Source organism: Rhizobium mesoamericanum STM3625 (genome assembly GCF_000312665.1).
Lineage (GTDB): Bacteria > Pseudomonadota > Alphaproteobacteria > Rhizobiales > Rhizobiaceae > Rhizobium > Rhizobium mesoamericanum.
On record NZ_HF536772.1, the window covers coordinates 729,074 to 752,839 of the forward strand.

Below are 23,766 nucleotides of genomic sequence, written 5' to 3' on the forward strand. Positions count from 1 at the left end.
TGGGCCTTCTCAGGCTATGTCTTCATGCAAAAAATCGCAATTATTTCAAAATGCTGAAGCCCTGCTCGACAAAGAAATGAGCGGCTTTTTCCGACTTCAGGAAGTCCAGGTAAGCCGCGGCATCCGGATTTTTGCTCTCGGAGAGAATGGCGATCGGATAAATGATTGGCGGATGCGAATCCTCCGGGAAGGTGCCGACAACGGCAACGCCCGCGTCCGCGGAGGCATCGGTCTGATAGACGATGCCGTAGGGAGCCTCTCCGCGCGATACCAGTGCCAGCGCGGCACGCACACTTTCAGCGCCGGCGACCTTGGCTTCAACCGAGGTCCACACGCCAAGCGTTTCAAGCGCAGCCTTGCCGTACTTGCCGGCCGGAACCGACTTCGCCTCACCCATGGCAAGTTTGCCGTCTCCGAGAAGCGCGGGAAAATTGAAGCCCTTCATGATCTCAACCGGCTTGCCATGATCCTTGGCTGCGACAAGCACGAGCTTGTTACCCAAGAGATTTGACCGGCTGGAGGGCTTGATCAGATTCTTCTTCGCAAGATAGTCCATCCAGTCCAAGTCGGCGGAGATAAAGATGTCTGCAGGCGCGCCGCTTTCGATCTGTTTAGCAAGAGCAGAGCTCGCGGCATACGATGCAACAGCCTCCTTGCCGTGCTCTTTCGCCCAAGCGGCATTCGCCGCGTCGAGAGCATTCTTCAGGCTGGCCGCTGCGAAAACAGTAACCTTCTCCGCAGCCGCGGAAGGTGTTGCGGTAATACCCAGAAATGCGGCCGAGATGGCGGCGGCTGTGAATTTAACCCATTGGCGGCGACTGTGCATCATATCTCCCCAAGTTCGAAATATTCCTAGAGATATAACGCAGCCAGTGCCTTGGCTAGCGCTATATTTCCACAAGCATAACCCTTGGGGTCGCCTCGACCTCAGAGTTCACGCATTCGTGAATCGCATGTCTAGATGCCATCGGTTCACAAAAACGCAGATATTGCCCTCAAATTCTAGGGGAAGATTCTCCAGGGGTCTGAAGAATCGTGAGAACTAGCCACGTTTGTGCAATAATTAGGCAAATGCGAAGAGAGCTCGGCCGGAAGTTATGCACCTAACGCATTGCTGCAATGCAATGAACCCGGTTCAAAAATCCGGCGACTGTGATACAACACACTCATCGAACGGCGATCTCCTCCTCCCAAAGCCGTTTGATATGGATCGGCAACACTCCTCCTCCCAGTTGTCGATCAAGTTTATAAAGCCCGACGGATCTCCTCCCCCGTCGGGCTTTTTATTTGTCAAACCCCGAAAAAATCGAATTATTCGATCGCGGCGTTCGTGGCCCGGATAGCGGTCGAACTGTGGCCAGAGCGTGGACCGTGTATGAAGGTCCAGGCTGGCGCGTGGCGCTTCCAGAGTGCGCGAGAATCGTCCTCGTCAACGCGCGCGAAATCAAACGTCCTCGCCATCTTCGATGAAAGGAATGAGAGGGTGGAACCAGGGCGGTCAATCACGGCAATCGGAAATGTGTTGACGATGTCTTGCCAGTGTTGCCACTGATGGAAAGTTTTCAGGCTGTCCGCCCCCATAATCCAGATAAAATGGACATGCGGATTGCGCGCCTTGACGCGAGCCAACGTGTTTGCCGTGAAGCTCGTCGCGAAATTGCGCTCGAACGCCGTGACTTTGATCGCGGGGTGACGGATGAGTTGCTCGCTCAAAGTGATGCGCTCGGCAAGCGGCAACAGATGGCGTCGATCCTTGAGCGGATTGCCAGGAGTAACAATCCACCACAGCTGATCGAGGCCGAGCCGCTTGATCGCGATTTCGGCCACCAGCGCATGTCCGTCATGCGGCGGATTGAAGGAACCGCCGAAAAGACCGACGACCATGCTGCGCTCGGTATGCGGCATGCGAAGATAACGTCGGTCGACTTCGTCGTTGATCACGTCAGAGCCGGGTCTGTCCGGTGCCGTGCACCCGATACTTGAAGGATGTCAGCTGCTCGACGCCGACGGGGCCGCGCGCATGCATCTTACCAGTTGCGATGCCGATCTCGGCACCCATTCCGAACTCGCCGCCATCAGCAAACTGGGTCGATGCGTTATGCAACAGGATCGCGGAATCGACCTCGGTGAAGAACCGTTCCACCACATCAGGATCGTCGGCAATCACCGCCTCGGTGTGGTTGGAGGAATAAGTCTGGATATGCTGGATCGCCCCGGAAATGCCGTCGACAACGGCAACCGAAACGATCGCATCCAGATATTCGGTCGACCAATCCTCCTCGATGGCCGCCTTCGCGCCGGGCATTGCCTGAACAACCTCAGCCGAACCGCGAATCTCGCAGCCGGCCCCTGCGAGGGCCTCCAGTAGCGTGCGAAGATTCGTCTCGGCAACGGCCCGATCTACGAGAATCGTTTCCACCGCACCGCAGATGCCGGTGCGCCGCATCTTGGCATTGACGACGATCTCCTTGGCCATGCCAAGATCGGCCGACGCGTCCACGTAGATATGGCAAAGTCCTTCAAGGTGCGCGAAGACCGGTACCCTCGCCTCGTTCTGAACTCGCGCAACAAGACTCTTGCCGCCACGCGGAACGATAACGTCGATCGTACCATTCAGTCCGCGCAACATCGCGCCAACAGCAGCGCGATCGGTCACCGGCACGAGCTGAATTGCATTCTCCGGAAGTCCGGCAGCCTCCAGCCCCTGCACAAGGCAGGCATGGATTGCCTGCGACGAACGCCGGGAATCCGAGCCACATCGCAAAATGACTGCATTGCCGGCTTTCAAGCAGAGCGCACCAGCATCTGCCGTCACGTTCGGACGGCTCTCGAAAATCACGCCGATGACGCCGAGCGGCGTGCGGACTCGCTCGATCTTCAGGCCATTCGGCCGGTCCCACGCCGCGATGACCTCGCCGACCGGATCCTTTAGAGCAGCAATCGCCCGGATGCCCTCAGCCATCTCGGCGATGCGCCTGTCGGTCAGCGTCAGACGATCCACGAAGGACGCGAGCATATCCGTGCCGGCGACATCCTTCAGATCCTTGGCATTTTCGGAGAGGATATGATCCTTGTTGGCGAGGATCGCATCAGCCATAGCGTTCAATGCCCGGTTCTTCGCCTCGGTGGGCGCGAAGCGCAACGGTCGCGCGGCAGCCTTGGCCTTGCGGCCGATGTCATCCATCAGCGCGTCAATGTCAGGGCACTGCGCAACATTATCAAGCATAGCTTGTGTCCTTCTTCTGCCTTTCCGATTTCGAACTGATCTGCGACGTCATCACCATGTCGTCGCGATGGATCATTGCCGCGCGTCCCGCGTAACCGAGAATCGCCTCGATCTCGGTCGACTTGCGACCAGTAATCTGGCGTGCCTCTTCGGCATCATAGCCAGCAAGCCCGCGCGCGATTTCGCGACCTTGGGGGCCTACGATCGCCACCGTGTCGCCGCGGCCGAAAAGCCCTATAACCTTGCGAACCCCGGCCGGGAGCAGGCTCTTGCCGGCTCCGAGCGCAGCAACCGCGCCCTCATCGACGTAAAGTTCGCCCGCCGGCTGCAACTGTCCGGCAATCCAAGTCTTTCGTGCCGTGACGGGCGTCTTTGAAGGGGCAAACCATGAGGACCGAGCCCCATTCTCGATTGCCAAGAGCGGGCTGTCTGTCTTTCCGGATGCAATGATCATCGCACAGCCGGCCGTCGTCGCGATCTTGCCGGCATCGATCTTGGTGCGCATGCCGCCACGTGACAGCTCTGACGCGGCACCGCCAGCCATGGCTTCAATTTCAGGCGTGATCTCAGCGATCGTTGCCAGAAACTCCGCCTGCGGATCGAGGTGCGGCGGCGCCGTATAGAGGCCATCGATGTCCGACAGCAGAATTAGGAGATCGGCGCCGGTCATCGTCGCGACGCGCGCAGCCAGGCGATCATTGTCGCCGTAGCGGATTTCGCTGGTAGCAACGGTGTCGTTCTCGTTGATGATCGGCACAGCACCGATCTTCAAAAGTTGGTTGATGGTCGCTCGTGCGTTCAGATAGCGCCGGCGTTCTTCAGTGTCGCCTAGTGTCAGCAGAATCTGGCCAGCGACGATCTCGTCGCGCGACAGACTTTCTGACCAAGCGCGCGCCAAGGCGATCTGGCCGACGGCCGCCGACGCCTGACTTTCCTCCAGCTTTAGCGCGCCCGAAGGCAGGTCCAGCACCGAACGACCGAGTGCGATTGCGCCTGAGGAAACGACGAGCACGTCAACGCCCTTGGCTTTCAGCGCCGCAATATCGCGGCACATTGCATCAAGCCACGCCTTCTTCAGACCCGTCTTGCGATCGACAAGAAGAGCCGAACCAATCTTGATGACGACACGGCGGTAACGCCCAAGCGACTTACGCGTCGTCATTGGCCCCGCCTTCATCGTCCGACACCATATCACGGTGGCGAAGTTTCGGTGCCCTGCCGAGCTTTTCCGCCGCGCCAGCATTCGCCTCAACGATGATATCGCGTAGAGCACGCAACACTTCCGTCATGCCCTTGCCCGTAGCCGCGGAAATCTGAAACGGCGTCTTGCCGCAGGCCTTGGCAAGTTCCTTCGTCTTCTTCTTCAGCGTGTCCGCATCGAGAACATCGATCTGCGACAGAGCGACGATCTCAGCCTTGTCGCCAAGCTCGCCGCCATACGCGTCGAGTTCGCGGCGGACGGTCGTGTAGGCCTTACCAACCTTTTCCTCCTGCGAGGACACGAGATGCAGCAGCACGCGTGTGCGCTCGACGTGACCAAGGAAGCGGTCGCCGATCCCGACACCCTCATGCGCGCCTTCGATCAGCCCCGGAATATCGGCAAGGACGAATTCCTGCCCGTCGACGGTCGCGACACCGAGGTTCGGGTGTAGCGTCGTAAAGGGATAGTTCGCAATCTTCGGTCGGGCGCGGGTTACGGCTGCGAGGAACGTGGACTTACCGGCATTGGGCAATCCAACAAGGCCCGCATCGGCAATCAGCTTCAGATGCAGCCAGATCGTCTTTTCCTCGCCGGGAAGACCGGGATTGGCCCAGTCCGGCGCCTGATTGACCGAGGATTTAAAGTGCGCGTTGCCGAAGCCGCCATTACCGCCCGCGGCGAGCCGGAAGCGCTGTCCTTCCTCGGTCAGATCGCAGATCAGCGTCTCCCTGTCTTCCTCGAAGATCTGCGTACCGACAGGCACTTTGAGCGTAACGTCGTCGCCGTTGGCGCCGGTACGGTTCTTACCCATCCCATGCATGCCGATCTTGGCCTTGAAGTGCTGCTGATAACGGAAGTCGATCAGCGTATTGAGACCGTTGACCGCCTCGACCCAGACATCACCGCCGCGTCCGCCGTCGCCACCATCAGGGCCGCCGAACTCGATAAACTTCTCGCGCCGGAACGAGACACTGCCCGCGCCGCCGTCTCCGGACTTAATATAGACCTTTGCTTCGTCGAGAAATTTCATCTTACTTCCATTGTGCGGTGGCAGTTCTCGCCCCTCTTGCCGCCCTCGATATAGGCGCTTCAATCGGAGGTCAAAGGATTATCGTGAAGTTTGCGAGCTATAACATACAGTACGGCTTCGGTCTTGATGGCATCTACGACCTGGACCGAATCGTTGCGAGCCTCGAGGGCGCCGACATCATCGCGCTCCAGGAGGTGACCCGGGGCTTCGTCCGCAACGATTATGCCGACATGGTCGCGGACCTCGCGGGGCTTTTTCCCAACCATTTCTGGGTTTATGGACCGGCTTGCGACCTGCATGTCGAGGAGGCCGAGGAAGGCTGGCCGACGCGCGGAACCCGCTTCCAGTTCGGAAACATGGTGCTCTCGCGCTGGCCGATCCTCTCGACCCGAACGCTGCTTCTGCCGCGCAGCCGAACGATCTCCAAGATCAATCTCCAGCGTGGCGCGACTGAGGCCGTTATCGAGACGCCTTCCGGCGGGCTGCGTGTCTATTCGGTGCATCTCGATCATGTCTCCAACGACGAGCGCAGCCGGCAGCTTGCGCATTTGAAAGAGCGCATCAATGCCTTCGTGTCCGAAGGCAGCTCTGTTACGGGTGCCGCAGAATTCGATATCAGCGATCCGCCGTTGCCCGAGAATTACATCGTCATGGGCGACTTCAACATGACGCCGGAATCGCCGGAGTATTGCATTTTTTCCGGCGCCAGCGACGGCTATTACGGTCGCGTTCAGCGTATCGGCACGCCAATTGACGCATTTGCGGTGTTGAAGGCCTACACGCCCGGCAGCTATAGCTGGATGGATCCCAAGGATCACAGCAAACGCATGCATCTCGACTACTGTTTCGTCAGCTGCGGCCTTGCGGACCGCCTGAAATCCGTGAAGATCGACACAAACTCTGTCGGCTCCGATCACTTCCCTGTCTGGGTAGAGATCGACGGCTAGGGTTGAGGCGTCCCGACACGTCGGGACGCTTCCTTAATTCAAGCGATCCTGGCCTGTTGCAGGGCACCGGGCTTCAGCATCGTCTCAACATGCGTGACCATGGTGTTACGCGCGAAGCTGTAGATTTCGCTACAGCCGGTCATACGGAAGCCGAGCTTTTCCTGCAACTTCAGCGAGGCCGGGTTATCGGCGAAAACGCCGGAATGAACCACCGTCTCGGGCATACGGCGCGAAAACCGCTCCAACACGGCCGATACCGCCTCGCTCATATAGCCGCGCCGCCAGTAGTAGCGGTTCAGCCAGTAACCGAGATTCCAAAGACCGTGGCGAAGTTCGATTGCGACGACGCCGATATGGGCGTCGTCACCAACAGTGATGGCAAACTGCCAGTCGGGCATGCCGCGCGCCGTCACCGGTACCAGCCAGTCGAGCGCGTCCTGCCTGTCGTAGGGTGCAGGAACGCGCGCGAGCATGCGGGTAACGGCGAAGTCGGACAGCGTGTCCGCGATCGCATCTGCATCGCTCAGCCGATGCGGGCGGAGCACCAGCCGGTCCGTTGTAATAACCGGCAGGGGACCGGGCGTCATCGACTGACTCTTGGGTCTTTGACGACTGATCGCGTTCATAGGACGCTCCCCCAGCTTCTCAGCGACATCCAGGTCTTGCGGTCGAGCCTGTACCACTCGACTGGCACGTTGCTGCCGAGCGCCAGCGACGCCGCGAGGCCGGATCCCTGGAACTGGAAACCGCACTTCTGTATGACCCGCCGCGAAGCGACGTTCATCACCCTGCAACGGGCATCGATTTGGTCGACATCCTGCCGTGTGCGAAAGACCATATCGACCAGAGCGTGGCATGCCTCGGTCATAAAGCCTTGATTCCAGTAAGGTTCTCCAAGCCAGTAACCGATCTCGACAGTCCGTCCGTCTAGATGCGGTTCGACCCCGCAGCACCCCATGAAGGCGCCGTTTTCGGCCTTGGTGATCGCATAGACGCACTTGCCAATCTCGCCGTTTTTCGTGCGTCGCACGAAGTCGGCGGCATCATTGGCCGTGTACGGGTGCGGCATACGCGACACCATGGTGGCGACTTTGGCGTTGTTGGCAAGATGGGCAAGGGCGTCAATGTCTTCTTCGTGCGGCGCGCGCATGACGAGTCGCTCCGATAGTAAGACAGGGCAATCGGTCCTTAACCGCTCCGGCCTCAGCCGTTCCTTGGGAGACCGCTGGTCTTCCCGGGGAGACCACGATTGGCCCTCCCTCAACAATTCGCCTTGCATGTTCAGTCCTCCTTAGTTGGACAAGAAAAAAGGGGAGATGGCGCCCCATCTCCCCTGTTTTCTGGACTGAACCTGATACGCTCAGCCGGGTCGATGAGACGCCGGCTGTTTTAGAGCGCTACCGGCTTATTCCGCTGCTTCCGCTTTCGGCATTACAGACACGTACACGCGACCATTGGCCTTCGTTCGATAGTTCACATTGCCGGCGGTAAGAGCAAAGATCGTGTGATCTTTGCCGAGGCCGACGTTGGAACCCGGATGCCACTGCGTACCGCGCTGACGCACGATAATGTTGCCTGCGATGACGGCTTCGCCGCCAAACTTCTTCACGCCAAGGCGCTTGGATTCGGAATCACGACCGTTGCGCGACGAACCGCCAGCTTTTTTGTGTGCCATTGGTGTTCTCCTTTAAACCTTCAGTCCCGTAATCTTACTTAGCAGCCACGATGTCCGTGATGCGGACGACCGTGTGATGCTGACGATGGCCGCGCGAACGCTTCGAGTTCTGACGACGGCGCTTCTTGAAGGCGATGACCTTCTTGCCGCGGTTATGCTCGACCACTTCGGCCTTGACGGAAGCGCCCTTAACGAAGGGGGCACCAATCGCAGCGTCGGCGCCTTCGCCGATTACGAGGACTTCGGTGAATTCAATTGCGTCGCCAGCGGTTGCTTCAAGCTTCTCGATGGTCAGCACGTCGTTTGCCGCCACACGGTACTGCTTACCGCCGGTCTTGATGACTGCGAACATTTTTTATCCTTTCATGTTCGTTCCGGCTCATACCCGCCAAACAAGCAGGTGGCCGTCTTTTTATCAGTCGAGGTTAAGCAGGGATTTCAGAGGCTTTCGCCCAGAACTCTCGCTGCCGGTGATCCGCCCGCGCGAGCGCGAGACGGGCAGGCACGGACTTATCCACACCTATTGCGAAGCCGAGATACGCGAGGCCAAAAACACTGTCAAGGCAAAAGGATGAAAACCTCTGAGATTTCGTCTTGCCAGTCCGTCATTCTGTCGCTATGTAGCCCACCGCGCCGAACAAGCGCCGACCAGACCGCGGAGAGGTGGCAGAGTGGTCGAATGCACCGCACTCGAAATGCGGCATACCTGCAAGGGTATCGTGGGTTCAAATCCCACCCTCTCCGCCATAAATCTCGTTGTCCGACCCGGAGACATAGATAGCCTGTCCCTAGGACGTGGTGGACTGCACACCTTTGGTGCGACCAATCAGCAACAGTTCTCCCGGCTGTGAATGGGTCTGGTGTCTCTTGCCGCTGTTGCGGGAGACTGGCTTCGTAAGCGTCCGGCGCGAGATCCCAAAGGACCGGCAAACCTCGCTCATCCCTTCGCCCTCCAGCAGCCGAGCGACAAAACGACGACGCTCATCTAAGACCGAAGTCTCTGGGGCCTTCCACGGTAGTCGACCCTGTCCTCTAAGATTTCGACCGGCGCTTTTCGAAGAAGTCGGCAATGCCAGCCTGCGCCTCTTCCGTCTCCCAACTGTCCGCTAGTCGAGTAATTACGTTGTCAATGATCTCGTCCGTGATAGGCAAGGCGAGCGAACGCGCGAGAGCCTTGGCGCTCGCTGCAGCTTGTGGCGAGGCCGCGATGAACTCGTCGATTTCCTTCTCGACCGCGCGATCGACATCGGCGGACGCAACAACTGAAGCGACAAGACCGATCGATTTCGCATGAGCAGCGTCAAATATGCGCCCTGAGACGAATAGGGATCGCGCTGCAGAGCTGCCAATCCGCGCAACGACATAGGGGCTGATCGTTGCCGGTATCAGGCCGAGCCGGACTTCCGTCAAACCGAAACGTGCCGCCTCCGAAGCGATCGCGGTGTCGCAGACGCTGATCAACCCGATACCACCGCCGAAGGCGCTTCCATGGACGCAGCCGATGAGTGGTTTCGGAACCTGGTTCAAAGCCTTGAACATCATCGCCAGTCGCCGTGCTTCGGCGATTCTCTCCGACCGGCTCGCCTTCAACTGGGCTCTCATCCATTCCAGATCGCCGCCGGCACAGAAGCTCTTTCCCGCTCCGGCAAGCACGATGACGCGCACATTCCTGTCCGATGCGAGAACGCTTGCAGCTTCGGTCAATTCATCGATCATCTCGGCGGACATTGCGTTGTGCTTGTCCTCGCGGGCCAGCGTAAGCCGGGCAGCACCGCGTTCGTCGACCGAAATCATCAGCGTTTTTGGCATTATCCTGCGCTCCTCAGGCTCTGGGCAAAACGCGCAGCCTCTTCGAGCTTCTCCGGAGAGAGCCCGGTTCGGTACCCCTTTCGGGAAAGAAACTGCGCAACTTCCAGCGAATCCACATTGCCCTTTGCGCCCGGTGCGTAGGGGCAGCCTCCCAATCCGCCGACCGACGCATCGAAAACCCGCAGTCCGTGCTTTAACGAAACGTCGATATTGTCGATGGCCCAGCCATCGGTATCGTGGAAGTGACCGGCAAGCATCGTCGCGGGCGCATAGGAGAGGACCGTCACCAGCATCTGATCGACTTCCTCCGGCCGCCCGCGACCGATTGTGTCGCCGAGACTGATCTCGTAGCAGCCCAAGGCATGCAGGCTTTCGACGACGCGGGCCGCCGCATCGGGCGAGACGGCGCCCTCGTAGGGACATTCGACGACGCAGCTGACATAGCCGCGCATCGGGACACCGCGCGCACGACTTGCTTCGGCAACCGACTTAAAGCGTTCGATGCTCTCGGCGATGGAACAGTTGATATTCTGTTGCGAGAAGCTCTCCGAGGCGGAAGCAAAGATCGCGACTTCGTCCGCGCCCGCGGCCATTGCAGCCTCGAACCCTTTCATATTCGGCGTCAGAACTGCATAGCGGACCCCCGGCCTGCGCTTGATACCGGCCATCACCTCGGCGGCGTCGGCAAGCTGTGGCACCCACTTCGAGCTGACAAAGCTCGTCGCCTCAATTCGCTCGAAACCACATTCTGAGATCATGTCGATCAGGGTGATCTTCTTCGCCGTCGGTATCAGGTCCTTCTCGTTCTGAAGGCCATCACGTGGCGCCATCTCGACGATCGAGACATCCCGCGGCAGCAGTGTGGATTCTCCGGGCTGCACGATCACATCTCCTCTACCCGGAGTGTGAGAAGCACGGCGCCTTCATCGACTTGCTGTCCTTCGCTCACCTCGACAGCCTCCACCGTTCCGTCGCGGGCCGCGACAAGCGTGAGTTCCATCTTCATGGCCTCCATGACGATAAGCGCATCGCCCTTGGAGACTTTCGCCCCCGAACTCGTGCGCACGATCTTCACAAAGCCCGGCATTGGGGCGATCAGCCTGTTGCCATCCGCGACGTCGGCCGCGCTGAAATCGAGCGGATTGCCGAGGTGAAATAAATGCGTCCTGTGGTCGACGCTGACCACCAAATGATGTGCTGCCGCACTTGCCTTGACCTGGACCTGCCGGCCATCGACCTCCGCCCTGCATCCGTCGTCCTGCCGGCTAACGATTTTCACCGGAATGACTCTCCTGCCGTCGTGCACGGCAAAGAAATCGAACCCCTTGGCGGCAACCCGCAGGGTCGAATGCCCCCCTTCATAGGTCAGGGCGACGATACGCTGCATTTCGCTCCACAGCTGCCAGTGCCCTAGCGTAAGCCATGGATCGCCTTCGGATGATGGCGCAAGCGCACCCATCGACAGGACGGCAGCGAGAGCAACGACGGTGTCCGCTGGCGGCTCGACGGCGGTCAGCAATTGAAGATCGCGATCGATCAGGCCGGTATCCGGATGGCCGGCGACGACTTCTTCGTGCGCGCTCAGCCTGGCCAGAAATTCCAGATTGGTGGTGACGCCAACGACATGTGAACTTTGCAACGCACGGGTTAACCGCGACAGCGCGACGTTGCGGTTCGGTCCATGCACGATCATCTTGGCAATCAAAGGATCATAGTGGGCGGAGACGGTATCGCCTGGACGGATTCCTGAATCGATTCGCGCAGTAACATCGGGAAAGTCCAAATGCCTAATCGTTCCCGTCGCGGGCAGAAAGCCCTTGGCCGCATCCTCGGCATAAATTCGCGCTTCGAATGCCCAACCGTAGATCTCAAGCTCCGACTGATTCTTCGGCAGAGGCTCGCCGGCGGCCACGCGCAATTGCCACTCGACCAGGTCGACTCCGGTAATCGCCTCGGTGACGGCGTGCTCGACCTGAAGACGGGTATTCATCTCCATGAAGTAGAATCGATCCGGCCGCAGGCCATTCGAGACATCCGCGATAAATTCCACGGTGCCGGCGCCACGATATGAGATGGCGCGCGCTGCGCGCACCGCTGCGTCGCCCATCGCGCGCCGCATCTCCGGCGTCATCCCCGGCGCTGGCGCTTCTTCAATTACCTTCTGATGGCGGCGCTGCAGCGAACAATCGCGTTCGAAAATATGCACGACGTTGCCAAGCCGATCCCCAAAGATCTGAACCTCGATGTGGCGCGGACGAACAAGACATCGCTCGATCAAAACCGCATCGTCGCCGAAAGCGGCCTTTGCCTCGCGCCGTGCGGCGGCGAGCGCCTCCCGAAAATCCTCCTCGCTGTCGACGCGGCGCATGCCCTTGCCGCCACCACCAGCGCGGGCCTTGATGAGCACGGGGTAGCCGATCAGTGTTGCCTGATCGGCCAGAAATTCGTCATTCTGCTCCTCTCCGTGATAACCGGGGACAATCGGCACGCCCGATTGATCCATCAATGCCTTTGCCGCATCCTTCAATCCCATGGCGCGAATGGAGGAGGCCTGCGGTCCTATGAAGACCATACCTGCAGCCTCCACGGCCGCAGCAAAATCAGCATTTTCCGAGAGAAACCCATAACCGGGATGAATGGCTTCAGCGCCGGTTCGCTCCGCCGCAGAAAGAATCCGCTCGATCGAGAGATAGCTTTCCTGTGCGCTGGCAGGTCCCACGCGAACCGCCTCGTCGGCCATCTCGACATGCAGCGCCCCAACATCGACATCCGAATAGACCGCCACGGTAGCGATGCCAATGCGCCTAGCGGTGCGGATTACCCGGCAGGCTATCTCGCCACGGTTTGCGATGAGAATTTTCTGGAACATCGCCACCTCACATCCGGAACAGGCCGAAGCGCGTGTCTTCAATCGGTGCGTTCAGCGCCGCAGACAGCGAGAGGCCGAGCACGTCGCGACTCTTGGCCGGATCGATTACCCCATCATCCCATAACCGTGCCGAGGCATAGAGTGGATGGCTCTGCCGTTCGAAAAGATCGAGCACCGGCTGCTTGAAAGTGGTCTCCTCCTCGGGTGTCCATGGCGTGCCGGCGCGCGAGAGCGCTTCTCCCCGCACGGTCGCAAGGACACCCGCCGCCTGCTCTCCACCCATGACCGAGATACGGCTGTTAGGCCATGTCCAGAGAAAGCGCGGCGAGAAGGCGCGACCCGCCATGCCGTAATTGCCCGCACCGAATGAACCGCCGACCAAGATCGTGACCTTCGGCACACCAGTCGTTGCGACCGCGGTAACGAGCTTGGCGCCATTCTTAGCGATGCCTTCGGTTTCGTATTTGCGACCGACCATGAAACCGGTGATATTCTGCAGGAAGACAAGAGGTACTCTGCGTTGCGAGCAGAGTTCCACGAAATGAGCGCCCTTGAGGGCCGATTCCGAGAACAGCACACCGTTGTTGGCAACAATGCCGACGGGGATACCGTGGACGTGGGCGAAACCGCAGACCAGCGTCGTCCCGTAACGCGCCTTGAATTCATCGAAACGCGAGCCGTCGACTATACGGGCAATAACTTCGCGTACGTCGTAGGGCACGCGCAGATCGGCCGGGACGATACCTGCAATTTCCGAAGGATCGAACAATGGCGCCTCGACCGCCTGGCGCTCGATGCCGCCCGCCTTGGATCGATTGAGATTGGCGACAGCGCGCCTCGCCAGCGCAAGAGCGTGTGCATCGTCACGTGCGAGATGATCGGCAACGCCGGAGAGCCTTGTATGCACATCGCCACCGCCGAGCTCCTCCGAGGAGACGACTTCGCCGGTCGCGGCCTTGACCAATGGCGGTCCGGCAAGAAAGATCGTCCCTTGGCCTTCGACGATTATTGCCTCATCGGACATGGCAGGCACATAGGCACCGCCCGCCGTACACGAACCCATTACCACGGCAATCTGTGGAATTGCCGCTGCCGACATATTGGCCTGATTATAAAATATCCGACCGAAATGATCGCGATCCGGGAACACCTCGTCCTGGTTCGGCAAATTCGCGCCGCCGGAATCCACCAGGTAGATACAGGGCAGATTGTTCTGGGCCGCAACTTCCTGCGCACGCAGGTGCTTCTTCACCGTCATCGGAAAGTAGGTGCCGCCTTTGACCGTGGCATCGTTGCAGACGATCATGCAATCGCATCCGGAAACTCGGCCAACGCCGGTGATGAGGCCGGCACCCGGCGCCTCATTGCCGTACATGCCATGGGCGGCCGTCAATCCGATCTCGAGAAACGGTGTAGCCGGATCAAGCAGGGCCGCAATCCGGTCGCGTGGCAACATCTTGCCACGGGCAACGTGACGCTCACGCGCCGCAGGTCCGCCACCATTTGCAGCATTTACAGCCGCCTCCTCGATGACACGAATCGCTTCGGTCATTGCCGCGCGATTTGTCCTGAAGCTCTCCGAATTCGTCGAAATCTGCGACTTCAAAACCGTCATTGGTCACCGCATGGTTGTCGGATGGATCAGGCCGTTTCCGCAAAAAGCTCGCGGCCAATCAGCATCCGTCTGATTTCAGAGGTCCCGGCACCGATTTCATAAAGCTTGGCATCACGTAGCAGCCGGGCGGCAGGATAGTCGTTCGTATAGCCATTACCGCCGAGTGCCTGGATCGTTTCCAGGGCCACAAGCGTCGCCCTCTCCGCGGCATAGAGAATGCAGCCCGCCGCATCCTTGCGTGTCGTCTCGCCGCGATCGCAGGCGGCCGCCACCGCATAGACATAGGCGCGTGCTGTGTTCATGGCGACGTACATGTCGGCGAGTTTGCCCTGCATCAGCTGGAACTCGCCGATCGGCTGGCCGAACTGCCTTCTCTCGTGAAGATAAGGCACGACGACATCCATGCAGGCGGCCATGATGCCGATCGGCCCCGCGGAAAGGACGACGCGCTCATAGTCGAGCCCCGACATCAGAACGCGCGCACCGCCGCCGATGGTACCGAGCACATTTGCCTCGGGAATTTCGCAGTCCTCGAAGATCAGCTCGCAGGTATTGGAGCCGCGCATGCCGAGTTTGTCGAGCTTCGGGCCGGTGAAAAAGCCCTTGAAGTTCTTCTCGATGATCAAAGCAGTGATGCCCCGCGGTCCTGCCTCCGGGTCGGTCTTGGCGTAGACCACCAGAACGTCGGCATCCGGACCGTTGGTGATCCACATCTTGTTGCCGTTGAGAACGTAACTGTCGCCTCGCTTCTCCGCTCGAAGCTTCATCGAAACGACGTCAGACCCAGCGCCCGGCTCAGACATGGCAAGTGCGCCGATGTGTTCTCCCGAAATGAGCTTCGGCAAATACTGGGACTTCTGCTTTTCCGTTCCATTGCGGCTGATCTGGTTGACGCAAAGGTTGGAATGGGCTCCGTAGCTGAGCCCGACGGAGGCCGAAGCACGGCTGATCTCCTCCATCGCGACGCAATGAGCCAGATAGCCCAAGCCGGCACCGCCATAGGCCTCCTCGGCCGTGATCCCGAGCAGCCCCATATCGCCCATCTCGCGCCAGAGTGGCATTGGGAAACTGTTGTTACTGTCCGTCTCTGCAGCGAGCGGTGCGATGCGCTCCGTCGCAAAACGTCGCACGCTGTCACGGAGCGCCTCGATCTCGTCCGTCAGACCAAATCTCAAACCACCGGAATACATGCCTTCCCTCCCAAATCCGGCGCACGACTAGCGCAGCCTCCGGTATGCGTGTGTCGTTAATCTCCCGTCGTTGTTCTTCACGCGCTTATCTTGTCGGCAGCTCCTCCACCGCCGGTGGGCCCGATAAATTTCGTTGAAGAACGCGAAAATGGCAAGCATTTCCGGTCGACCAGACTTCTGGCCGCCAGTTTGCTCCTGCGAATATTTGTCAGATCTTCCGCGGACATCTGCCCCTTCTCCCAAGACAGGCAACGACCTGGATACAAACGAGATCTTCGCAGATCCGCGCGAGAACAAAGTGATGCTACCACCGGGCGCGCGGAATTTCTGAACCAAGACGGTTCGTCTGGCGCAAAATATGGAAAGATCTCGTCGGCGGGAGCGACGCTTTCAACCGCTCGAGGGCTGTCCGACAAAGCGGCAGCCGATCGTGATGTGATCAGCGCTTGATGGCGCGGCCGCTGCGGCTTTCGGCGAGTGCCCGGACTTGATGGCGGCGAACGAGCTCGGCCTGGACCTCGGCTTGGAATATCATGACGTGGTTGCGGACCTCATCCTCGGAGCAGCCAAGCGACGTCAGCTCAGCAGCCAGTCGGCGGCACTCCGTCTTCCAGAAGGCGACCGCATCCTCGCCATTGCGGCGATCCAGTTCGGCCGCGCACCGTTCAATGTCACCGGCGCGCGAAGCGACCGGGAAAAGCACGATTTCGCTTGTCGTCATTGCTTGCAGAGTTTTGTTTGACTGTACTGGCATCGACTCATTCCATTGCGTCCGACTCATTCCTAGCCGACCATGGTTAACGCTTTCCTCTTCACTTCAGACAAACGTGTCAGTTCGATCTTTCACGAACCTCGGCGATGCGTCGGAGCGGCAATTCGGAGGGGTGGCCTTCCATCACAAGCAGGACTTCCGAACCATCAAAAATGCAGCTAGGTTTCTGTGCTGCTTTGTCGATGCAGCAAGGGGGCTAGGATTGGTGAGAAGGGTAATCGCGAAGCCTGTCGCGGCGGCCATCGTGGTATTCGCGCGCGCAATTACTGCCGTGCGCGCCATCTGGCCGAACGAGGGCATTCCCCAGGGTCAGTGCGTTTATTTTGCCAATCATTCCAGCCATGGCGATTTCATTCTGGTCTGGGCGGTCCTGCCGCCGAGCTTACGGCACCGTACACGCCCCGTCGCCGGCGCGGAATATTGGCTAAAGTCGTCGATCAACCGCTTTATCGGCCGCGATGTCTTCGACGCCGTGCTTATCGAGCGGGATCGCGATCGACGCACCCGCGATCCAATTGAAGTCATGGCCGAGGTCATCGATTCCGGGGCGTCACTGATTCTCTTCCCCGAAGGCACGCGTAACCAGACGGATGCCCAGCTATTGCCGTTCAAAAGCGGGCTTTTCCATCTCGCCTCGATCCGGCCGGACGTTCAGCTCGTACCGGTCTGGATCAACAATCTCAACCGCGTCATGCCGAAGGGCGAGATTGTTCCAATCCCCCTCATCTGCACGGTGACCTTTGGCGACGTCATGCAAATCGAAGCCGGTGAGAACAAGGAAGTCTTCCTTAACAGGGCGCGCAGAGCGCTGCTCGATCTGTCACCAAAGCACCCGGGCGGTGACCAATGAACGCAAACGCCGACCTATGGATGCTCGTCCTTGGCATTTTCACGCTCCTCGTCGTTTCCTCGACCATCGGCTACCTGCTGCAGCGGCGCCTGCCTGCCGGTCAGTCGAATGCCGCGCTCGAGAATCTGAATGCGCGCATCAAGGCATGGTGGATCATGGTCATCCTGATCGGCCTCGCCTTTCTTGCCGGTCGCATTGGCGTGCTGCTGCTCTTCGGCTTCTGCTCTTTCGCGGCGCTACGCGAGTTCATCACCCTGACCGACACCAAACGTGCCGACCATTGGGCTCTGGCAGCCGCCTTCTTTGTCGTGCTGCCGCTGCAGTACTGGCTGCTGTGGGAGCGACAATACGGCATCTTCTCGATCTTCATTCCCGTCTACGCGTTCCTGCTGATGCCGATCATTTCGGTATTGCGCGGCGATACCGAGCGCTTCCTGATACGCATTGCCGAAGTGCAATGGGCGCTGATGATCTGTGTCTTCTGTGCCTCGCATGTTCCCGCGCTGCTGACGTTGACGATCTCGGGCTACGAAGGTCGTAACGTTCTCCTGATTGCCTTCCTGGTGATCATCGTACAACTCAGCGATGTCCTCCAATATGTCTGGGGCAAGCTGTTCGGTCGAACCAAGATCGCGCCGAGCCTGTCCCCTTCGAAGACCGTGGAAGGCTTCGTTGGCGGCGTGGTGAGCGCAACGTTGATCGGTTCCGCCCTGTGGTGGATCACGCCTTTCACGCCGTTTCAGGCCGGCGTCTTGGCCCTTGTTATCGCAATGATGGGCTTTTTCGGCGGCCTCGTCATGTCGGCAATCAAGCGAGATCGCGGCGTCAAGGATTGGGGCCACCTGATCGAGGGACATGGCGGATTGATCGATCGGCTCGACTCCGTAGTCTTTTCCGCACCAATCTTCTTCCACATTGTCCGCTACTGGTGGTCGGTCACATGACGGCGCTGATACGTCGCATGGCTCAAAGCAGTGTAACGCACGTTCTCTTCGCGTTTGTCGCCATGGGTGGCTGGGCGCTTTTCGCAAACAGCAACCACCCGCTGCAGCAAGCCTCGCTGGCTGGCGTTGTGCAAGGCGGGCTCTCGGCTTGCCTCACCTTTTTTCTCAAGACGGTCATTGAACGGCTCTCGAGACAATTCAAAGGGCGCGCGGGTCTGTGGGCGCCGCCGCTGATCGCATGTCTGGCTTCCACTGCCGCACTGATCTCGATCCACGCACTGAGCGGCACGCCAGAAATCCTGAAAACCATAGCGGTGCCGCTGGCTGTCTCGACGAGCTACGGAGCGGTCTACAATTACTTTCTCTATCAACAGAGGATTGAGGTATGACGGAAACGGGCGATCGGCGGCCGCTTGCAAGCAGAGACGCACAATGGGCAAAGCGCATGGCACAATGGCTGGCGGCGCGGTCGATTACGCCGAACCAGATCTCGCAAGCGAGCATGATCGCCGCAGCCCTGGCGAGCGGCACGTTTTTCCTCGCCGGACGAGATAACGGATTGAGTAGAGCACTCCTCCTAGTCCTTGCGGCCGCCTTCTGCCAGTTGCGGCTGCTGTGCAATCTCTTCGACGGCATGGTCGCCGTCGAAGGTGGCAAGGGCACAGCCGATGGACCGTTCTGGAACGAATTCCCCGACCGTATCGCCGATATACTGATCCTCGCTGGCGTGGGATATGGCATCGGATCTCCTGGGCTTGGTTGGGCAGCGGCATCTTTTGCCGTGTTGACAGGCTATGTTCGCGAGCTCGGACGAGCGACGGGAACGCCGAGCGACTTCTCAGGCCCGATGGCTAAACAGCATCGGATGGCGACGATAACGGCCGCAGCACTTCTATCGATCCTCGAGCCGCTGTGGGACGGGCATAATCAGGTTCTGCTCGCGGCGCTTTGGCTAATCGCCGTCGGCGCTGCGGTCACGGCGCTGCGCCGAGGCAGAAACGTCGTTCGGAACCTGAAGGCTGACCGCGGGCGTAATTGACGCACGTCGCTCAAACCTTCCGAGGCGTACCGAAAAGCGGGAAAGTGCGCTTTGCAGCCGGGTCGCCGGGCAATACAACAACGACGCCGCTTCTTCTTTTCCCCGAAGCGGCCTAGGACTAGCCTCGCTTCGGCGAGGCATTTTTCTTTTTTCCCGTTTATAAGATTTTTATATCCGCGCTCTGCCGCCGATCTCGAACGCTTATGCGCTTCAGCCGCATATTAATGGCCGAGAGATCCAAGGATCATCTCCACGCCAGAAAGCATGAAAGGTGCCATCCGATGGGGTGGCACCCTTTGTCTTGTCTGACTCCAGAAGAACAACAGGAGTCACGATCGATGATGGACATAGTTCTACTCGCCACAGCAATCGTATTTTTCGCCCTGTGCTTTGCCTACACCAAAGCCTGCGACCGGCTCTAACCGGAGAAAAAGCGCCATGACCCTCGATTATATTCTCAGCGGTGCCGTGACCGTGTTTCTTACGGTTTATCTCACCTACGCTCTCATTCGCCCCGAGCGCTTCTAGCCGTCGCACCTTCTCCCAATGCGCGACAGGCGAAACCAATCGGGTATTGAAAGTTACTTCCCATGACCCTTAACGGATGGCTTCAGATCTTGCTCTATTGCGGGATCATCATCGCGCTCGTCAAACCGCTCGGCGGTTACATGACGCGCGTCTTCAGCGGCGAACGGACGCTTCTCTCACCGGTCCTTGTTCCGATCGAACGGGGACTTTATGCCATTGCCGGCACCGGCGAACGCGAGGAACAGCACTGGACTTCGTACGCGTTCTCGATGTTGCTGTTCAATTTCCTTGGCGTACTCGTTCTGTATGCCCTAATGCGTCTCCAGGCGGCTTTGCCGTTTAACCCGGCCGGCATGTCCGCTGTTCCAGCCGAGCTTTCCTTCAACACCGCCGTCAGCTTCGTAACAAACACAGACTGGCAGAACTACGGCGGCGAAAGCACTATGTCCTACCTGACGCAGATGGCAGGGCTCACCGTTCAGAATTTCGTATCGGCAGCAACCGGTATTGCCATTGCAGTCGGTCTCATTCGTGCCTTTGCGCGCACCTCGGGCAAAGCGATCGGCAACTTCTGGGTCGATATGATCCGCGCGATCCTCTACGTCCTGCTGCCGCTCTGCATCGTGCTGACGCTGGTCTATGTCTATCTTGGCGTTCCGCAGACCTTGGGGCCCTATGTCGACGCGACCACCCTTGAGGGCGCCAAGCAGACGATTGCCCTCGGCCCCGTCGCCTCGCAACTTGCCATCAAGATGCTCGGCACCAATGGCGGCGGCTTCTTCAACGCCAACTCCGCGCATCCGTTCGAGAATCCTGACAACATCTCGAATATGATCCAGATGGTTTCCATCTTCGCAATCGGCGCCGCCCTCACCAATGTCTTCGGTCGCATGGTCGGCAACCAGCGTCAGGGATGGGCCATCCTCGCGACCATGGGTCTTCTCTTCGTCGTCGGCGTCGGCGTCACCTATTGGGCCGAAGCGGCCGGCAATCCGCTGATGCACGCCTTCGGCCTCAACGGGAGTAACATGGAGGGCAAGGAAGTTCGCTTCGGCGTCGCTATGTCCTCGCTCTTTGCCGTGATCACAACCGCGGCTTCCTGCGGCGCGGTCAACGCTATGCATGGCAGCTTCACGGCGCTCGGCGGCCTCATTCCGCTCGTCAACATGCAGCTTGGCGAAGTCATCGTCGGCGGCGTCGGTGCAGGCTTCTACGGCATCCTGCTTTTCGTCATCGTTGCTGTCTTCGTGGCGGGGCTGATGGTCGGTCGCACGCCGGAATATCTTGGCAAGAAAATCGAAGCCAAGGAGATGAAGATGGCAGTGCTTGCCATCCTCTGCCTGCCGCTCGCGATGCTCGTCTTCACGGCGATATCGAGCGTCCTGCCATCCGCTGTCGCCTCGATCGGCACGGCCGGCCCCCACGGCTTCTCCGAGATCCTGTATGCCTATACCTCGGCTGCCGCGAACAACGGCTCTGCCTTCGGTGGCCTGACCGGGAACACGCCCTGGTACAACATCACGCTCGGCATGGGCATGCTGATGGGTCGCTTCCTCGTGATCGTCCCGGCGCTCGCAATCGCAGGATCGCTCGTCGCCAAGAAGACCGTTCCGGCTTCCGCCGGCACTTTCCCGACGGATGGTCCGCTCTTCGTTGGCCTCTTGGCAGGCACGATCCTGATCGTCGGCGGCCTGACCTTTTTCCCGGCGCTCGCGCTTGGTCCGGTCGTCGAGCATCTGGTCATGATCGCCGGCCAGACCTTCTGAGGTGAAGCATGATCCTTCGGTACAGGCTTCGCAAATCCTTCAATGCACGTCCCGGTTTTCCGGGACGTGACAGCCAGCGGATGACCCGCGCCTCCGACATCATCCTGTTGATGCTCGCCGGTCTCCTCGTGACATCGCGGTATTTCGGATCCTACACGGCTGATCGCACAACGGTCGCCTTACTCTTTTTAAGCTGGAGTCTCTTATGAGCCAGGCAAAATCAGCGAGCATCATGGATTCTCGCATTCTCATTCCGGCCGTGGGCGCTGCCTTCAACAAGCTGAACCCGCGCACCCTTGCCAGGAACCCGGTCATGTTCGTCGTGGCGACGGTTTCAGCGCTAACCACGATCCTGTTCGTCCGCGACCTTGTCACCGGCGGTGGAAATCTCGGCTTCTCCTTCCAGATCAACCTCTGGCTCTGGTTCACCGTGCTGTTCGCAAACTTCGCCGAAGCCGTCGCCGAAGGGCGCGGCAAGGCACAGGCGGACTCGCTGCGCAAGGCCCGCACCGAGACCCAGGCAAAGCTGCTGACGGCCAACAACGGCAGCGGCTATCACCTCGTTCCGGGCACCAGCCTGAAAGTCGGCGATCTCGTCCTCGTCGAGGCCGGCGATATCATTCCATCGGACGGAGAAGTCGTCGAGGGTGTCGCCTCGGTCAACGAGGCTGCAATCACCGGCGAATCCGCCCCTGTCATCCGCGAGTCCGGCGGCGACCGGTCGGCCGTGACCGGCGGCACGCAGGTCCTATCCGATTGGATTCGCGTCCGCATCAGCGCTGCCGCGGGACACACCTTCCTCGACCGAATGATCTCGCTCGTCGAAGGTGCCGAGCGGCAGAAAACCCCGAACGAAATCGCTCTCAACATCCTGCTTGCCGGCATGACGCTGATCTTCGTACTGGCCACCGCGACGATCCCGAGCTTTGCGAGCTATGCCGGCGGCTCGATCCCGATCATCATCCTCGTCGCGCTCTTCGTAACGCTGATCCCGACAACCATCGGCGCACTGCTCTCGGCAATCGGCATCGCCGGCATGGACCGTCTCGTTCGCTTCAACGTACTTGCCATGTCGGGCCGCGCCGTCGAAGCAGCCGGTGACGTCGACACCCTGCTCCTCGACAAGACCGGCACGATCACGCTCGGCAACCGCCAGGCAACCGCCTTTCGCCCGGTCCGTGGCGTCACCGAACAGGAACTCGCGGACGCAGCACAGCTGGCGTCGCTCGCCGACGAAACGCCGGAAGGCCGCTCTGTTGTCGTGCTCGCCAAGGAGAAGTATGCGATCCGCGGCCGCGACATGGGAAGCCTGCACGCCACATTCGTGCCGTTTACCGCCCAGACCCGCATGAGCGGTGTCGACGTCGAAGGCTCGTCGATCCGCAAGGGCGCCGTCGACGCCGTGCTCACTTACGCCGGGGCTGCATCGGCACCGGCTTCCGGCAATACCACCGTCGCCATCCGCACCAACTCCGAGAGCATGCGGGAACTGCAGGCGATCGCCGATGAAATCGCCAAGGCTGGCGGCACGCCGCTGGCGGTTGCCCGAGATGGCAAGCTTCTCGGCGTCATCCAGCTCAAGGATATCGTCAAGGGCGGCATTCGCGAGCGCTTCGCCGAGCTGCGCCGGATGGGCATTCGTACCGTCATGATAACGGGCGACAACCCGATGACGGCGGCCGCCATCGCGGCCGAGGCCGGCGTCGACGATTTCCTCGCCCAGGCGACGCCGGAGAACAAGCTTTCACTGATCCGTGAGGAACAGGCCAAGGGCAAGCTCGTTGCCATGTGCGGCGACGGCACAAACGACGCACCCGCCCTCGCCCAGGCCGATGTCGGCGTCGCCATGAACACGGGCACGGTCGCTGCCCGCGAAGCCGGCAACATGGTCGACCTCGACAGCGATCCGACGAAGCTCATCGAGATCGTCGAGATCGGCAAACAGCTGCTAATGACCCGTGGCGCGCTGACCACCTTTTCGATCGCCAACGACATCGCCAAGTACTTCGCCATTATCCCCGCGATGTTCCTGGCGTTTTATCCGCAACTCGGCGTCCTGAACGTCATGGGACTAGCCACCCCGCAGAGCGCCATCCTATCGGCCATCATCTTCAACGCACTGATCATCGTGGCGCTGATACCGCTGTCGCTGAAGGGCGTGAAATACCGTGCGATCGGCGCCGGCGCGCTGCTCTCCCGTAACCTGCTCATCTATGGCATCGGCGGCATCATTGTCCCGTTCATTGGCATCAAGGCGATCGACATGGCCATCACCGCCATCGGTCTCGCCTAAGGAGTTGACATA

Annotated in this window: 23 protein-coding genes, 1 tRNA gene and 1 pseudogene; 9 read left to right on the forward strand and 16 right to left on the reverse strand. The window is 59.7% G+C overall.

The genetic code is table 11. From position 1 onward, the window contains the following. Nucleotides 1-40: 40 nt before the first annotated feature. The 5 genes from modA to obgE form a co-directional block, all read right to left on the reverse strand. Entirely contained in the window at nt 41-826 is a 786-nt protein-coding gene (gene modA / locus BN77_RS03585; protein ID WP_007528540.1) for a molybdate ABC transporter substrate-binding protein, read from the reverse strand. A 485-nt stretch (nt 827-1,311) separates the two neighbouring features. Then, the gene (locus BN77_RS03590) at nt 1,312-1,905 is read right to left on the reverse strand and encodes a nicotinate-nucleotide adenylyltransferase (protein WP_244426202.1); all 594 of its coding nucleotides are present in this window, start codon (nt 1,903-1,905) and stop codon (nt 1,312-1,314) included. Nucleotides 1,906-1,942: 37 nt separating this feature from the next. Continuing rightward, nucleotides 1,943-3,226 carry a glutamate-5-semialdehyde dehydrogenase gene (locus BN77_RS03595; RefSeq protein WP_040676693.1) on the reverse strand — a complete coding sequence of 428 codons (1,284 nt, stop codon included), beginning with the start codon at nt 3,224-3,226 and terminating at the stop codon, nt 1,943-1,945. Then, nucleotides 3,219-4,388: a glutamate 5-kinase gene (gene proB, locus BN77_RS03600; RefSeq protein ID WP_040676695.1), complete on the reverse strand. Its 1,170-nt coding sequence runs from the start codon at nt 4,386-4,388 to the stop codon at nt 3,219-3,221. The genes BN77_RS03595 and proB overlap by 8 nt, the downstream gene beginning before the upstream one ends. Further along, nucleotides 4,375-5,457, reverse strand: coding sequence for a GTPase ObgE (gene obgE, locus BN77_RS03605; RefSeq protein ID WP_007528548.1), 1,083 nt, complete (start codon nt 5,455-5,457; stop codon nt 4,375-4,377). Before obgE ends, proB begins: the two co-directional genes overlap by 14 nt. Nucleotides 5,458-5,540: 83 nt before the next feature. On the opposite strand from obgE, the gene BN77_RS03610 reads away from it, so the two are divergent. Beyond that, nucleotides 5,541-6,404, forward strand: coding sequence for an endonuclease/exonuclease/phosphatase family protein (locus tag BN77_RS03610; RefSeq protein ID WP_007528551.1), 864 nt, complete (start codon nt 5,541-5,543; stop codon nt 6,402-6,404). Between the two features lie 38 nt (nt 6,405-6,442). On the opposite strand, the gene BN77_RS03615 is transcribed toward BN77_RS03610, so the two are convergent. The 4 genes from BN77_RS03615 to rplU all read right to left on the reverse strand — a co-directional run bounded on the left by BN77_RS03615 (nt 6,443) and on the right by rplU (nt 8,431). After that, nucleotides 6,443-6,991, reverse strand: a complete 549-nt coding sequence (locus tag BN77_RS03615) for a GNAT family N-acetyltransferase (protein ID WP_007528553.1) — start codon at nt 6,989-6,991, stop codon at nt 6,443-6,445. 35 nt (nt 6,992-7,026) lie between these two features. After that, entirely contained in the window at nt 7,027-7,683 is a 657-nt protein-coding gene (locus BN77_RS03620) for a GNAT family N-acetyltransferase (protein WP_028746530.1), read from the reverse strand. A 126-nt stretch (nt 7,684-7,809) separates the two neighbouring features. Next, a complete protein-coding gene (gene rpmA, locus BN77_RS03625) occupies nt 7,810-8,079 on the reverse strand; it encodes a 50S ribosomal protein L27 (RefSeq protein WP_004127267.1) in 270 nt (89 codons plus the stop codon). A 34-nt stretch (nt 8,080-8,113) separates the two neighbouring features. Next, on the reverse strand, nt 8,114-8,431 hold the full coding sequence (rplU, locus tag BN77_RS03630; protein ID WP_007528566.1) for a 50S ribosomal protein L21: 318 nt from the start codon (nt 8,429-8,431) through the stop codon (nt 8,114-8,116). A gap of 305 nt (nt 8,432-8,736) precedes the next feature. On the opposite strand from rplU, the gene BN77_RS03635 reads away from it, so the two are divergent. Continuing rightward, a tRNA-Ser gene (locus tag BN77_RS03635) sits at nt 8,737-8,826 on the forward strand. Between the two features lie 131 nt (nt 8,827-8,957). Here the strand turns inward: BN77_RS03635 and BN77_RS35800 are convergent. The 7 genes and pseudogenes from BN77_RS35800 to BN77_RS03665 form a co-directional block, all read right to left on the reverse strand. Next, nucleotides 8,958-9,149: pseudogene (locus BN77_RS35800) on the reverse strand (hypothetical protein); the annotation flags it as partial. After that, nucleotides 9,112-9,888 (reverse strand): crotonase/enoyl-CoA hydratase family protein, encoded by a 777-nt coding sequence (locus BN77_RS03640; protein ID WP_007528570.1) that lies wholly within the window; start codon nt 9,886-9,888, stop codon nt 9,112-9,114. The pseudogene BN77_RS35800 and the gene BN77_RS03640, both read right to left, overlap by 38 nt. After that, entirely contained in the window at nt 9,888-10,775 is an 888-nt protein-coding gene (locus BN77_RS03645; protein ID WP_007528572.1) for a hydroxymethylglutaryl-CoA lyase, read from the reverse strand. Before BN77_RS03645 ends, BN77_RS03640 begins: the two co-directional genes overlap by 1 nt. Further along, on the reverse strand, nt 10,772-12,757 hold the full coding sequence (locus BN77_RS03650) for an acetyl/propionyl/methylcrotonyl-CoA carboxylase subunit alpha (RefSeq protein WP_007528574.1): 1,986 nt from the start codon (nt 12,755-12,757) through the stop codon (nt 10,772-10,774). Before BN77_RS03650 ends, BN77_RS03645 begins: the two co-directional genes overlap by 4 nt. 7 nt (nt 12,758-12,764) lie before the next feature. Then, a complete protein-coding gene (locus tag BN77_RS03655; RefSeq protein WP_007528576.1) occupies nt 12,765-14,372 on the reverse strand; it encodes a carboxyl transferase domain-containing protein in 1,608 nt (535 codons plus the stop codon). 26 nt (nt 14,373-14,398) lie between these two features. Then, a complete protein-coding gene (locus BN77_RS03660) occupies nt 14,399-15,562 on the reverse strand; it encodes an isovaleryl-CoA dehydrogenase (protein ID WP_007528578.1) in 1,164 nt (387 codons plus the stop codon). Nucleotides 15,563-16,001: 439 nt separating this feature from the next. Next, nucleotides 16,002-16,316, reverse strand: coding sequence for a DUF6074 family protein (locus BN77_RS03665; RefSeq protein ID WP_040676699.1), 315 nt, complete (start codon nt 16,314-16,316; stop codon nt 16,002-16,004). 223 nt (nt 16,317-16,539) lie between these two features. On the opposite strand from BN77_RS03665, the gene BN77_RS03670 reads away from it, so the two are divergent. The 7 genes from BN77_RS03670 to kdpB all read left to right on the forward strand — a co-directional run bounded on the left by BN77_RS03670 (nt 16,540) and on the right by kdpB (nt 23,754). Continuing rightward, a complete protein-coding gene (locus tag BN77_RS03670) occupies nt 16,540-17,184 on the forward strand; it encodes a lysophospholipid acyltransferase family protein (protein ID WP_040677547.1) in 645 nt (214 codons plus the stop codon). Then, complete coding sequence (locus BN77_RS03675) at nt 17,181-18,128, forward strand: phosphatidate cytidylyltransferase (protein ID WP_007528584.1); 948 nt, start codon at nt 17,181-17,183, stop codon at nt 18,126-18,128. Before BN77_RS03670 ends, BN77_RS03675 begins: the two co-directional genes overlap by 4 nt. Next, nucleotides 18,125-18,517, forward strand: a complete 393-nt coding sequence (locus BN77_RS03680) for a hypothetical protein (RefSeq protein ID WP_007528586.1) — start codon at nt 18,125-18,127, stop codon at nt 18,515-18,517. Before BN77_RS03675 ends, BN77_RS03680 begins: the two co-directional genes overlap by 4 nt. After that, complete coding sequence (locus tag BN77_RS03685; RefSeq protein ID WP_007528588.1) at nt 18,514-19,167, forward strand: CDP-alcohol phosphatidyltransferase family protein; 654 nt, start codon at nt 18,514-18,516, stop codon at nt 19,165-19,167. Before BN77_RS03680 ends, BN77_RS03685 begins: the two co-directional genes overlap by 4 nt. A gap of 438 nt (nt 19,168-19,605) precedes the next feature. Further along, a complete protein-coding gene (locus BN77_RS03690) occupies nt 19,606-19,695 on the forward strand; it encodes a K(+)-transporting ATPase subunit F (protein ID WP_016556800.1) in 90 nt (29 codons plus the stop codon). Nucleotides 19,696-19,757: 62 nt separating this feature from the next. After that, nucleotides 19,758-21,461 (forward strand): potassium-transporting ATPase subunit KdpA, encoded by a 1,704-nt coding sequence (gene kdpA, locus BN77_RS03695; RefSeq protein WP_007528591.1) that lies wholly within the window; start codon nt 19,758-19,760, stop codon nt 21,459-21,461. Nucleotides 21,462-21,666: 205 nt separating this feature from the next. Continuing rightward, nucleotides 21,667-23,754: a potassium-transporting ATPase subunit KdpB gene (gene kdpB / locus BN77_RS03700; RefSeq protein ID WP_007528594.1), complete on the forward strand. Its 2,088-nt coding sequence runs from the start codon at nt 21,667-21,669 to the stop codon at nt 23,752-23,754. Nucleotides 23,755-23,766: the final 12 nt, after the last annotated feature.